This window comes from Clostridium sp. MSTE9, assembly GCF_000277625.1.
GTDB lineage: Bacteria > Bacillota > Clostridia > Oscillospirales > Acutalibacteraceae > Faecalispora > Faecalispora jeddahensis.
Genome location: NZ_AKFU01000045.1, coordinates 47,036 through 59,675, shown reverse-complemented (window position 1 = coordinate 59,675; position 12,640 = coordinate 47,036). Strand labels below are relative to the sequence as shown.

Here is a 12,640-nt window from a genome sequence, read left to right as displayed (position 1 = left end):
CAGCGTGAAGACAAAGTATCAGGAAAGAGGTACTTTGTCTTTTTATGTAGGCTGCGGGGTGGTAAAATAGAAGCGGGTGATGGAGAATGCTGAATGAAAAAAGTGAGGACAACCGGAAACAAATCAGCTTTTGCTGCATGGACGATTTGGTCCCGAAAGACCATATTCTGAGGAAAATCGAGAAAGCGATTGATTTCAGTTTCATATACGATCTGGTCAAGGACAAATACAGCGGAGACACGGGCCGGCCGAGTATCGACCCAGTGGTGCTGTTCAAGATCGTATTCATACAATATTTGTTTGGGATCCGCAGCATGAGACAGACGATCAAAGAAATCGAGGTCAACGCCGCATACCGGTGGTTTTTAGGATATGACTGGAACGACCCGGTTCCGCATTTCACGACCTTTGGGAAGAACTACTCCCGGCGGTTTGAGGGCACCGACATTTTCGAGCAGATTTTTGCGCGTATTCTGCTAGAAGCGGTGAAGCTGAAATATGTGAACCCGAAAGCGGTATTCATCGATTCCACGCATATCAAGGCCAGCGCAAACCGGAACAAGAAAATGAAGGTGCAGGTTCAAGTGGAAGCGCAGCACTACCACAAGGAACTGATGGAAGAGATCAACAAAGACCGGGAAGCACATGGGAAAAAGCCGTTTGACGACGACGGCCCGGGAAAAGGGGGCGGGACCGGGAAAACGAAGGAAACGAAGAAAAGCACGACCGACCCGGAGTGCGGGATATTCCACAAGGGAGAGCATGAAAAATGCTTTGCCTACACCGCGCATACGGCCTGCGATCGGCACAATTTCATCCTCGGCATGGAGCTTTCCCCCGCAAATGTCCATGACAGCGTGATGTTCAAAAGTATTTACGACAAGGTAAAGGTTGTCTTCCCTGAAATCAAATATGTCGTAGCCGACGCTGGTTACAAAATTCCATATATCTGCAAGCAGATTCTGGATGACCACCGGATTCCGGTCCTTCCGTACAAAAGGCCGATGAGTAAAGAAGGATATTTCAAACCGTACCAATATGTGTATGACGAATATTACGACTGCGTTCTTTGTCCGAACAATCAGGTTTTACATTACTCGACCACGAACCGCGCGGGATACCGGGAATACAAAAGTGATCCTGAAATCTGCAAACGCTGCCCGGTGCGGGCACAGTGCACACAGAGGAAAAATGATCAGAAAACCGTAACGCGGCATGTATGGGCAGACTATCTGGATACCGCGGAAGACTTCCGTTACACGCCGCAGGGAAAGGGAATTTACCGGGAGCGTTCGGAAACCATCGAACGGGTTTTCGCCGATGCAAAAGAAAAACACGGGTTGAGATTTACCACCTTGCGAGGCAAAGCCAAAGTGACGATGCAGGCTTTGCTTACTTTCGCCTGCATGAATCTCAAGAAGCTGGCGGTCTGGAAGTCGAGAGACCCTAGGTTCAAGCCGGAGCCGGGTTTTTCGTTTCTCTTTTTCCCTTTATTTGTTCCAAACTCGAAGTTTGTCACTAAAAGCGCCGTCTGAGTTTTAAACCCAGACGGCGCTTTGTCTACAAGCTGGAAGGCCCCGTTTCGGGGCCTTCTTTTTTAAGTAAATTGCAAACGGACGATTATTTCTGATTCTTCTCAAAATCTTTATACAGCAGGCTGGGCTGAATTCCCTTGTTGTTCTGGTATTTTCCGCTGCAGTACGGGTCATATTCCCCGGTGATCGTGTGATAGTAAATCTGGCAGACCTCTACGTCCGGGTAGATGACCAGGGGCTGTACGACGAAAATCTCCAGCGTCCAGAAGCCCGCAAAGCCCACGTCGCCGAATCCTGCCGTGGCATGAATGCACATTCCCAGCCGGCCAATGGAAGAGCGCCCCTCCAGCATGGGGACAAACCCTTCGGTCTTTGTAAATTCCTTCGTGCGGCCCAGATACAAACGGCCCGGCGCCAGCGTCAGGCCCTCCGGCGGAATCTGGATCAGCGTTGCGGCGTTGGGGGTTTTCATGTCCAGCACCGGGGTGTCGTAAACCAAAAGCTCGTTGTGCAGGGACAGATTATAGCTGTTCGGGTTCATCTTCGCTTCATCGAACGGATCGATCACGATTTCTTTGTCCAGATGCTTTAGAATCTCTTTTCCCGATAATATCATGGCGAAAGCGCTCTCCTTTGTGCGGTCGGTATTTGCTGTTATTGTACCACATCACGGATTTTGTGTAAAGAAAAGCTCGGGTGTTTTCCAGGCCGCAAGGCGTGTCCCGGCAGGGTGCAGCTTGCGTTTTTCCAAAAAATAAGGTATCATACACGCAGAAGAACATCATCGAAAAATGGACTTTAGAGATAGAAAGGACAGAAAATAGTATGCGTCCTATGAGAAAAAAAGAGAGACAGATTACAGAAGATGAGGCGTATCAGATTCTGGAGAACGCCGAATATGCGACGCTCTGCACCATCAATGCAGACGACGGAGCGCCTTACGGAGTGCCGATTTCTTACGTGGTGAAAAACCGCGTCCTTTATATTCACATGGCCAAGGAAGGCCAGAAGCTGGATAACCTGAAAAAGGATTCCCGCGTGTGCGTGACGTGTGTTGGCCAGACCCTGCTGTATCCCGAGCAGTACAGCACTGATTTTGAAAGCGCGATCGTGACCGGCCGGGCGGAGTTTGTCACCGACCGCGAAGAAAAGATCGAAGCACTGCGGATGCTGTGTGAGAAATACGGTCTGCCGGATGGCGGAATGTTTCTGGAAAAGAAGATTGAGGGCGGTGTGGACCGCATGGAAATCATGAAGATTCCGGTAGAGGCGATCAGCGGCAAGGCCCGTTGGAGAAAGCCGAAACCCCCGATGCCGGAGAAGGCCTGAATGGCCTGCAATACATAAGGAAAGGAGGGACGAAATGGCAGATGCGGTTGTCAATAAATCCTTTCTATTTTACGGTAAGGTACCGATTACCCCAGAGATACTGCGCTTTCTGCACCCGTCGGAGCAGCTCCAGTTCTGCGTCAAAACCTTTCGGGATGTGGCGGCGTTTACCGATAAACGGATTTTGATCGTTGACCGTCAGGGAATCACCGGCAAAAAGGTCGAGTATTTTTCCGTGCCGTACCGCAGTATCGTGACATATGCGATCGAAACGGCCGGCACACTGGATCTGGATGCGGAAATCAAACTGGTGCTTTCCGGCGGGATTGTTCTGGAATTGAACTTTTTCAAGGACAAAGAGAACCAGATGGAGGAGCTTCTGTTTCAGGTGTACGATCTGATCACACAATACGTTTTGCAATAAACATTTGATAAATATGCAGCACTGCTGCCTGAGCCTTGGGGTTCTGCCTTTCTTTTTCGGAAAGCAGAGTCCTAATTTTCTAATAAAAATACTTTGTTTTTTTGAAATTTATGTCCGTGTTTGTTTTTAGTTCAAAAAAAATTCATATTTTTTTAATTTCTTTTAGGAATTATTTGTACTTATTCCAAGGACAGAAGGAGGAATTTGAAGGCTGTCAATTTGGTACCTTTGTATAGAAGTTTTTCAGTGCACTGTAGATAGAAACGTGCAAGATTTTTCGATACTTCAGATTAACTCAAAATACTACAAAACGACAGGAATCAATATATAGGGGGTCACATACACATGAACAGAATTTGGGAAGGAATTAATCTTTATTAGAATAAGTCCGCCCTCTGTGCGGCGTCTGGGACGGATAAAAAAGAGATAAGAACGGTTTTCTTGCATTTTCGGCATTTTTTCTCCTCTCAGTTTGTCCGACAAGAGGAGCGGCGTCAGGGAGCTTGGCTCATGCCGTGAGGAGGGCGGCATGGCTCCAGAAAGGATAACTCTTCCCCAAAGGGTACAAGGGATAGTGGAAAGAAAGAAAAAAGAGCTTCAAAGAGGTGAAAAATAAGAAAGGCTTTTATTTTAAAAAGGGAATTTACACATGTCCTCCACAGAAGGACAAATAGGGCGGAAATCCACCGCTGGTCGCCGTTTTCAGCCTATTGCCTTTGCAGAACAAATGCACTATAATAGGGTCGTGAATTTATTTGACAGCCCGGACAGGCAACTGCCCGGCGGGAAAAAGGAGGCTGTTATGTCAATCTTAGAGGGTTCCATTGGGGTAATGGATTCCGGCATTGGCGGGCTTACGGTTGCGAAAGAAATTCAGCGTATCCTGCCGCATGAGGACATCCTGTATTTTGGCGATAGTGCCAATTGCCCTTACGGGAACAGATCGGCGCAGGAGATCGCAGAGCTGAGCCGCAAAATGCTCCGTTTTCTGGGCGACCGTGGGGTAAAGGTCGTCGCGATTGCCTGCAACACCATTTCAACTCTTGTCGACATACTTACACCGGACTTTGATTTTAAGATCATTGGCATTGTGGCTCCTTCTGCTGCATATGTTGTGCGCTCGGGAATCAAAAGAGTGGGGCTGATCGCTACGGAATTCACCGTTTCGACCGGCAACTACGATAAGCTGATCCATCAGCTTGATCCGGAGGTTCAGGTGACCGGCAAGGGCAGTCCGCTACTGGCGGGGCTGGTTGACAGAGGTGACTTCAACCAGGACGACATCAACACCGAGATCCGTACCCAGATCGACAACATCCTGTCCAGAGATCCTCAGATTCAGCACGTCATTTTGGGGTGTACGCATTATCCTATTATAGGAAAGAACTTCGAAGAGTGCTATCCTGAGCTTTCCTTCATTAATCCGGCCCTTGAACAGGCCAATGTCGTTCGCGACTACTTGACGGAAAAGGATTCCCTGGCCCAGGAGGGAGAAGGCAGCTTTACCATTTGTACTTCGGGTGACCCGGAGGTTTACGTCCAGGTTGCGAAGCGGATTGGGATGAAAGAGCCTACTTCCACAGCTCATATCGCTCTGTAAAAAGAATTTGTATTCCGTTCTATTTTATAGAGAGAGCAGAATCAGAAAGCTTTTTGTACATAAGATGAGCTTTCGCGGCAGGTAAGAATGTGCGCGGCCTTCATTCCGTATTCCATCGCTGAAACGGCACTGCCGTATCTTTACAGCGACAGCGGGAATAGGGTCGGTACAGAGCGGGTGGTGCTCGTAAAAAACCACCGGATTGACAACGAATGGAGTGGCTCCAACAAGACTTTTTTGGCAGAATAACGGGAAACAAGCCCGTGATTTGTTCATGTTGGATGGTATTTGCTCCGGCGCCAAATATTTTTTATTAAATTTTTGACGTTATTGTATTTTTCTGTAGCATTTTGACATCGCGATGTCATACTTACAGACAACCAAATTTCTATTGTTGTAGGAGGAGATAGTTTATGGGCGTTTTAAAAGGAGTCATTGATATCGGCACGAACGATGCCGGTATGACTACAATTGGCCTAAACATGTACCTGGCGGCAGGTCTTGCGGCACTCTTGTTTTGGCTTGGTAACTGGACAGTTGACAAAGTTCGTTTCCTGAGAGAAAAATGTATCCCCGCGCCTCTGGTAGGCGGTTTGTATTTCGCCATCGTGAATACGGCTCTCACCGCAAGCGGTGTGTTGACCATTTCGTTTAACGACACGCTGCAGTCCTTCTTTATGTTGGTATTCTTCTGCACCGTCGGTTTCACGGTCAGCATTCCGATTCTGAAGAGCGGCGGTAAAAACATCATTATCATGCTGTTGCTGGCAACCGTGATGACATTCCTGCAGAACTTCCTGGGCGGCGGACTGATGGCTGCTTTCGGCCAGGATCCCAGACTCGGCGTTGCGGCAGGTTCCACCGCGCTGATCGGCGGCCCCGGCACGGCGGCTGCGTTCGGTGCAACCATGGATGCTCCCTTTGATCAGGGTGGCTACAACATGGGCGGCACAGGTACCATCGTAGGCGTTACCGCGGCTGTTTTCGGTCTGGTAATGGGCTCCATCATGGGCGGCCCCACTGCTTACAGAAGAATCAAGCAGTTCAACCTGAAATCCACTGAAGCGGCTCTTGAGGGCGGCGAAGACGGCGAGACCTTTACCACCACTGGCGGTGCCTTTACTCATGCAGCAATGCTCCTCGCAGTTGCGATCGGTATCGGCCAGCTTGTTTCTGTCGGCTTGAAGGCGGCTACTGGCATTACACTCCCCGGATATATCGGCGCGATGTTGGTTGCAGCTTGCATGCGCAACATTAACGACGCAAGAGGCAAGAAGTTCCCGGGCGAAGAGATCGACACGGTCGGCGGACTTTCCCTGAACCTGTTCCTCGCAATGGCTATGATGAGCCTCAAGCTGTGGCAGCTGGTCGATCTGGCACTGCCTCTGATCGTTGCTCTGCTGGCTCAGATCGTCCTGATGTATCTGTTCTCCTACTATGTAGTATTCAACGTAATGGGCAAGAACTACAATGCTGCGGTACAGACCGCTGGCTTCATCGGCTTTGCAATGGGCGCTACTTCCAACGCGATGGCGAACATGCAGGCGATCACCAAGCAGTATGGCCCCGCAAGAGAAGCTTATTTCGTAATCCCCATGGTTGGCGGTCTGTTCATCGACTTCGTCAACGCGGCGGTTATCACCGGATTCCTCAACTGGTGGACTCCGTGATCTGATTCCTTAAACTTTAAGGGATTGATCAATCTGAATTTCTAAAAAGTGTGTGTGGTTCTGCCGCCCGGATGAAATCTCCGGGCGGCAGAGCGTGGAAAAAACGATGATCGGCCGTTCTGAATGATGTGTGTGGTTTCAGGAAGAACGCCGTTTCGCGTTTTCTGAAAATAGCGATGTTTTTTGGACAAAATAGGTATTGGCAAAAAGCTTTTGCGGGAGAAGTGCGTGCGCTGAACCCAGAGCTTGCGAATCCTTTTTGTATATTTACGTAAATTTTCCCTATTTTTAGAGAAAAATTTTTTTATGGAGGTCTTTGTTATGAACGCGTATGTTGAAAGAGTGTTGGAAGAAACCAAGAAAAAGAACGCCAATGAACCTGAATTCCTTCAGACTGTTGAAGAGGTTCTCTCTTCCCTGGCTCCCGTGGTGGATGCCCACCCCGAGTATGAGAAGGCCGGCCTGCTGGAGAGAATGGTTGAGCCCGAGCGCACCATTGAGTTCCGTGTAGCATGGGTTGACGATGCCGGTAAGGTAAACGTAAACCGCGGCTACCGTGTACAGTACAACGGAGCAATCGGACCCTACAAAGGCGGCCTGCGTTTTGCTCCTTCCGTAACCCTGTCTGTCATCAAGTTCTTGGGCTTTGAGCAGACCTTTAAGAACAGCCTGACCACTCTGCCCATGGGCGGCGCTAAGGGCGGTTCCGACTTCGATCCCCGCGGTAAGAGCGACGCTGAGATCATGCGCTTCTGCCAGTCCTTTATGACTGAGCTGTATCGCCACATTGGTCCCGACATCGACGTTCCCGCCGGCGACTTGGGTGTAGGCGGAAGAGAAGTTGCCTACATGTATGGCCAGTATCGCCGTATCCGTGGCGCTTTCGAGAACGGTGTTATCACCGGTAAGGGCCGTTCCTTCGGCGGCAGCTTGATTCGCCCTGAGGCTACCGGCTATGGCGCTATCTACTATGTAAACGAAGTTCTGAAGCATGAAAATGATTCCATTAAAGACAAGACCTTCGCAGTTTCCGGTTTCGGCAACGTGGCTTGGGGCGCTGTGAAGAAGATTGCGGAATTGGGCGGCAAGGCCGTTACTATTTCCGGTCCTGACGGTTATGTATACGATCCCGATGGCATTGTAACCGACGAGAAGATCAACTTCATGCTCGATATGCGTTCCAGCGGCCGTGACAAGGTTCAGGATTATGCCGACAAGTTTGGCGTAGAATTCTTCCCGGGCGAGAAGCCGTGGGGCCGTAAGGTTGATATCGTCCTTCCCTGCGCTACGCAGAATGACATCAACATGGACGAAGCAAAGAAGATCGTTGCCAATGGCATCAAATACTATATCGAAGTTGCCAACATGCCCACCACCAACGATGCTCTGGTATACCTGATGGGCCAGAAGAACATGATCGTTGCTCCTTCCAAGGCTGTTAACGCCGGCGGCGTTGCAGTTTCCGGTCTGGAGATGTCCCAGAACAGCGAGAGACTGTCTTGGACTGAGGAAGAGGTTGACCAGAAGCTGCATCAGATCATGAAGAACATTCATGATGCGTCTGTTGCTGCTGCGGAAGAGTTTGGCCTTGGCTACAACCTGGTAGCTGGCGCGAACATCGCTGGCTTCAAAAAGGTTGCCGACGCTATGCTGGCTCAGGGCATTTTCTAAACAAAATCAAGGTTTTTCCAAGTTGTTTTTAGATAGGCGGGCGTTGTATACGCCCGCCTATTTCTTCTGTTTGCAATGATAAGGATACAAGGAGAGCATAGGCCATGAAGTATAAGGTACTGTTTCTAAAGGAACTGGATATTTCCGGCAAGCAAATTTTGTGGGATGACGGTGCGGAGATCATCGTAGCCGGCGGACACTCTGAGGATGTTTTTATCAAAGAGATCCGGAAGCATCAGGTAGATGCGATTATGTGCCGTACCGAAATTGTTACCCCCGCGATGATGGACGCTTCCCCGAACTTAAAGGTCATTGCGAAGCATGGCGTGGGTCTGGACAATATTGATGTGGAATATGCCGCAAAGAAGGGCATTCAGGTGGTTTATGCGCCTCTGGGGAATTACAACTCTGTCGCAGAGCATGTGATAATGCTGATGCTGATGGCTGCCCGCCGCTACAAACACGTTGACCGTGAATTCCGCAGCGGCAACTTTGATGTTCGCTATACCCTGCAGGATACCTTTGAGCTGGAAGGCCTGACGCTCGGCATTCTGGGCTGCGGCCGCATTGGTCAGATCATCGCCAACAAGGCTGCTCTGGGCTTTGGCATGAACGTCATCGGCTACGACCCCTATGCCAGGCAGGAGAGCATGAAGGCGCCCGTCAAGCTGCTGGAGAACAGAGACGACGTGCTGGCCAGGGCTGACTTTATCAGCCTGAATCTGCCCTCTCTTCCCTCTACCCGCGGCAGCATCGATTATGCCGCTTTCCAGAAAATGAAGCCGAAGGCTTTTTTCATTAACTGCAGCCGCGGTGACGTTGTTGTGGAAGCCGATCTGATTAAGGCTCTGCAGGAAGGCCTGATTTTGGGCGCCGGTCTGGACGTGTTCGATAAAGAACCGATCGAATACACCAATCCGATGCTTGAGATGGACAACGTGATCATGACTCCGCACACTGCCGCAACCACCCGTCAGGCAGTTGTACGCTGCTGTACCACCGCTGCACGCGGCATTATGGAGGTTATGAACGGAAAACCCATCACTTTCCCGGGTAACAAAATTGACTGACTTTACTCCCTCCCGTATTCGCTTTGAATACGGGAGATGCTTTTCCAAGACCCTTTTAGGCCTCCTGAAAGCCTCTGTCCCCTGTCTGCCGGATGAAATTTTTCCATGCCGAAACAGGCCGGAAATTTAATATTCTTTTGAATAAAATCCCGCAAAAAAATACATAAAAATGCAAATGGTAATTTGGAAGATATCATAAGCGAAATCCCGTTTTTTGTTAAAAATCACTTTATGAAATACGGAAAAATACATAAAAAGTCACGCTTTTTCAGCATCTCTTTCAACATAGTTGATTTTACAAAAAGCTATGGTATAATTGAAATAAAGAATGAGAAAGGCTTTTTGAGGGATATTATCTTTTTTGGAGAAACGCTTTCCCCTGCGCTCAAAACGGAACTGCACAGGTGTGCGGTACCGGCTGAGCTGGGCGGAATATAGGCAAAGAGAGGGAGACATATTATTGCGGTAAGGGGAGAGGAAATGAATGATTTAAAACACTGGAAGCACGCATTGCTGATTGCGGTTATCGTGACTTTTTCCTCTCAGTTGTATTTTAATTTCTTTACGGATAACTTTCGTATTTCAGCGGCTGTCATCTTGTTTCCTGTTTTACTCATGACGATCGCCAAGGATCAGAATTCCGCGGCGATTGGCTGTGTGACCGGCGCGATGGTGTTTGTGGTGCGTCTGTTCCTGATCAGCTCGGGGATTGCGCAGCTGCAGGACAATGTGACGGTTGCGCTGATCGGCGGTCTGTTTTATGTGGCCTATGGATTGCTGTTTTCGGTTTTCATTAAAAACAAGCACACGATTCCGTTTCAGCGGATGATCGTTGGGATGGTGCTCAGCGATTTCTGCGCCAATATTTTTGAAGTCGGGCTGCGTACAAGCATGCGGTACAACAGCCTTGATACACAGGTATACTTTTATCTATTTGGAATCGCGGTAGTTCGTACGATTATCGCGGGTTCTATTCTGCTTGGTGAGCAGAATTATCGTGCTCTTATGAAGAAAATGGAGCACGAAAACCGCTATCAGCGCCTGTACCTGATGACGACACGGCTGAAAAATGAAGTGTACTTCATGGAGAAAAATACCGATGAAATCGAGTCGGCGATGAGCAATGCCTATCGCCTGTATGAGAAGCTGTCGGGAATGGATTTACAGCCGGAACTGAAGAAAACGGCGCTTTCGATCGCCCGCGACGTCCACGAAATCAAAAAGGATTATATCCGTATCATGCAGGGAATACAAAAAGAGATTGACGAGCAGTACAGCGAAGAAGAGATGGGCATTCGCGATCTGCTGCAAATATTAAAGGAATCCACCTACCGCCTGCTGGAGGCCCGCAGACTCGATATTCAGCTGGATTTTCAGGTGAAGGATGAGTTTGTCACCTGCGATCACTACGCGCTGATGCTGGTTTTGATGAACCTGGTGAATAACGGCATCGAAGCGATTGAGAAAAAAGGACAAAAAGGCTGGATTCTTGTTTCTGTAGAGAAGCAGGGCGATCAGTTTTGGTTTACAGTAACCGATAATGGGCCCGGAATTCCGAAGAAAGATATGGACCGCATCTTTCAAATGGGATTTTCCACAAAGTTTGATGAAGAAACGGGGAATATCTACCGGGGGGTAGGTCTGTCCGGGGTACAGATGACGGTAGAGGAAAAATTCCACGGTTCCATAGAAGTGAAATCAGAGCTTGGGGTTGGAACGGAATTCCGTGTAATGATCCCCGCGGAAATGCTGGAGGAAGAAATTGTATGAATTTTTATATTGTAGAAGACGATTTGTCGGTGATCAATAATCTGGAAGATATTATTGAAAGCCATAATCTGGGCAGCGTGTGCGGCGATTCGGAGGGCAAGGCCCCCAACCCGGCAGAGATTATGGCGCTGAATCCCGATGTGGTGCTGGTGGATTTCCTGATGCCCAATGTGGATGGGATCCAGGTGGTATCGGCTCTGCGCGAAATGGGCAGCACTGCCAAGTGCATCATGATCTCGCAGGTTTCGAACAAAGAATTGATCATGAAGGCCTACAACGCAGGGGTAGACTTTTTTATCAGCAAGCCGATCAATGTGATTGAGATCAAGCGGGTGATTGAGAACATTACCCGGCAGATTCAGATGGAACAGACGCTGTCAAATATCCGCAAGATGTTTCAGGTGGATATGGGCGCCGCCCCAGCCGCAGAAAAGGATGACAAGGATACCCCAGTGCGCAGGCTGCAGTATATTCTCAATCAGCTTGGCATGTCCGGTGAAAAGGGCTCTAAAGACATCATCACCGTTTGCCAGTATCTGTATGATCATGAAAAAACCAGTATGGCCGAAGAGAACATCGGCAAGCTGTGCGAGATACTGAGCGATAATCCGAAAAGCATGGAGCAGCGAATTCGCCGTGCGATTGCAAAGGGTATGTCGAATCTGGCCAATCTGGGCATTGAGGATTTTATGAACGATACCTTTACACGGTATTCCAGCACCTTGTTCTCGTTTGAGGGCATCAAGACAGAGATGGATTTTATCCGCGGCAAGCGTTCCTCCGGCGGAAAGATCAACATTAAAAAGTTTATTAACGGTCTGCTGGTATTTATGGATCAATAACGAAGAAAAGCGCTGTCCTGATCGGGCGGCGCTTCTGCTATATTATTTGTCTTTGCTTCTGTGAGAAGTGTTTTTATTGAAGCGGAAGCCTTTCGTTCGCGCGCGAAGAGATTCTTTCTGCGGGATTTCCCGCGACGCGCGTGCCGGCGCAGTTTGCCTGCGGGTGTTCCGCCGCAGGGGTTCTGCTGACGCAGGGCTTGCCCCTCGTGCCGGGGCGGATTTACTTTTGCTACGAGGCGGCGTTAAGCAAAGGCTCGCCAAAGGACCCCTTTGGAATCCGCTTGGGGAACGATTCCCGACGGTGCAAACAAAAGTTGGCCGTAAGGCGTCGCTCCAATGAAAATACCCACTCTCCAGGATCTATCAAGAAATAAGCTTAGCAGTCTCGTCTGTCGGCGGGCATTTTCAGAGCGCTCTCGTTGGCTCGCAGTTTTTTGTACGGCTCCGCCGTGTTTTTTTCGCTGGCGCTAGCTTGCCCTTCGTATCAGAGCAGACACTTGATTTCGCGGAAAGGCGGCATCAGGCAAAGACCCTCTAAGGGGAATTTCGGGCCTTTCCCTCCTTGGCCTCCACTTCAAACGACCAAAGGCGGTGTCTTGACGAATCGTTGCTTCTTTTTGCAAGAAAGAGGCCCACCTTGACCTTAGGAGAAAGGCTGCGCCAGCGGAAGTCACACGGAGAGTCCATAAAGACAAATACAATGATTTTATGATAGAAGGCTGTTTTCGC

General features: G+C 49.3%; 10 protein-coding genes. 9 read left to right on the top strand and 1 reads right to left on the bottom strand.

Annotated features, from left to right (window positions below):
- Positions 1-86: 86 nt before the first annotated feature.
- A complete protein-coding gene (locus HMPREF1141_RS13530; RefSeq protein ID WP_009064989.1) occupies positions 87-1,535 on the top strand; it encodes an IS1182 family transposase in 1,449 nt (482 codons plus the stop codon).
- 85 nt (positions 1,536-1,620) lie between these two features.
- Here the strand turns inward: HMPREF1141_RS13530 and dcd are convergent, their stop codons facing one another.
- Positions 1,621-2,151: a dCTP deaminase gene (gene dcd / locus HMPREF1141_RS13525; protein ID WP_009065344.1), complete on the bottom strand. Its 531-nt coding sequence runs from the start codon at positions 2,149-2,151 to the stop codon at positions 1,621-1,623.
- A gap of 218 nt (positions 2,152-2,369) precedes the next feature.
- On the opposite strand from dcd, the gene HMPREF1141_RS13520 reads away from it, so the two are divergent.
- From HMPREF1141_RS13520 to HMPREF1141_RS13485, 8 genes are all read left to right on the top strand, one after another.
- Positions 2,370-2,864, top strand: coding sequence for a pyridoxamine 5'-phosphate oxidase family protein (locus HMPREF1141_RS13520; protein WP_009065348.1), 495 nt, complete (start codon positions 2,370-2,372; stop codon positions 2,862-2,864).
- Positions 2,865-2,898: 34 nt separating this feature from the next.
- Complete coding sequence (locus tag HMPREF1141_RS13515) at positions 2,899-3,288, top strand: PH domain-containing protein (RefSeq protein ID WP_009065308.1); 390 nt, start codon at positions 2,899-2,901, stop codon at positions 3,286-3,288.
- Between the two features lie 802 nt (positions 3,289-4,090).
- Positions 4,091-4,888, top strand: a complete 798-nt coding sequence (gene murI / locus HMPREF1141_RS13510) for a glutamate racemase (protein WP_009065264.1) — start codon at positions 4,091-4,093, stop codon at positions 4,886-4,888.
- Between the two features lie 413 nt (positions 4,889-5,301).
- Complete coding sequence (locus HMPREF1141_RS13505) at positions 5,302-6,558, top strand: sodium/glutamate symporter (protein ID WP_009065370.1); 1,257 nt, start codon at positions 5,302-5,304, stop codon at positions 6,556-6,558.
- Between the two features lie 321 nt (positions 6,559-6,879).
- Positions 6,880-8,229, top strand: a complete 1,350-nt coding sequence (gene gdhA / locus HMPREF1141_RS13500) for an NADP-specific glutamate dehydrogenase (protein WP_009065277.1) — start codon at positions 6,880-6,882, stop codon at positions 8,227-8,229.
- 104 nt (positions 8,230-8,333) lie between these two features.
- Positions 8,334-9,299, top strand: a complete 966-nt coding sequence (locus tag HMPREF1141_RS13495) for a hydroxyacid dehydrogenase (protein WP_009065288.1) — start codon at positions 8,334-8,336, stop codon at positions 9,297-9,299.
- A gap of 480 nt (positions 9,300-9,779) precedes the next feature.
- Positions 9,780-11,069 (top strand): sensor histidine kinase, encoded by a 1,290-nt coding sequence (locus HMPREF1141_RS13490; protein WP_009065357.1) that lies wholly within the window; start codon positions 9,780-9,782, stop codon positions 11,067-11,069.
- The gene (locus tag HMPREF1141_RS13485) at positions 11,066-11,911 is read left to right on the top strand and encodes a response regulator (protein WP_009065281.1); all 846 of its coding nucleotides are present in this window, start codon (positions 11,066-11,068) and stop codon (positions 11,909-11,911) included. Before HMPREF1141_RS13490 ends, HMPREF1141_RS13485 begins: the two co-directional genes overlap by 4 nt.
- Positions 11,912-12,640: the final 729 nt, after the last annotated feature.

What these genes read in the sequence shown, in the direction of transcription:
- HMPREF1141_RS13485 (WP_009065281.1), top strand. Translation starts at nt 11,066, where the DNA reads ATGAATTTTTATATTGTAGAAGACGATTTGTCGGTGATCAATAATCTG.
- dcd (WP_009065344.1), bottom strand. Translation starts at nt 2,151, where the DNA reads ATGATATTATCGGGAAAAGAGATTCTAAAGCATCTGGACAAAGAAATC.
- HMPREF1141_RS13490 (WP_009065357.1), top strand. Translation starts at nt 9,780, where the DNA reads ATGAATGATTTAAAACACTGGAAGCACGCATTGCTGATTGCGGTTATC.
- HMPREF1141_RS13520 (WP_009065348.1), top strand. Translation starts at nt 2,370, where the DNA reads ATGAGAAAAAAAGAGAGACAGATTACAGAAGATGAGGCGTATCAGATT.
- HMPREF1141_RS13505 (WP_009065370.1), top strand. Translation starts at nt 5,302, where the DNA reads ATGGGCGTTTTAAAAGGAGTCATTGATATCGGCACGAACGATGCCGGT.
- HMPREF1141_RS13515 (WP_009065308.1), top strand. Translation starts at nt 2,899, where the DNA reads ATGGCAGATGCGGTTGTCAATAAATCCTTTCTATTTTACGGTAAGGTA.
- murI (WP_009065264.1), top strand. Translation starts at nt 4,091, where the DNA reads ATGTCAATCTTAGAGGGTTCCATTGGGGTAATGGATTCCGGCATTGGC.
- HMPREF1141_RS13530 (WP_009064989.1), top strand. Translation starts at nt 87, where the DNA reads ATGCTGAATGAAAAAAGTGAGGACAACCGGAAACAAATCAGCTTTTGC.
- gdhA (WP_009065277.1), top strand. Translation starts at nt 6,880, where the DNA reads ATGAACGCGTATGTTGAAAGAGTGTTGGAAGAAACCAAGAAAAAGAAC.
- HMPREF1141_RS13495 (WP_009065288.1), top strand. Translation starts at nt 8,334, where the DNA reads ATGAAGTATAAGGTACTGTTTCTAAAGGAACTGGATATTTCCGGCAAG.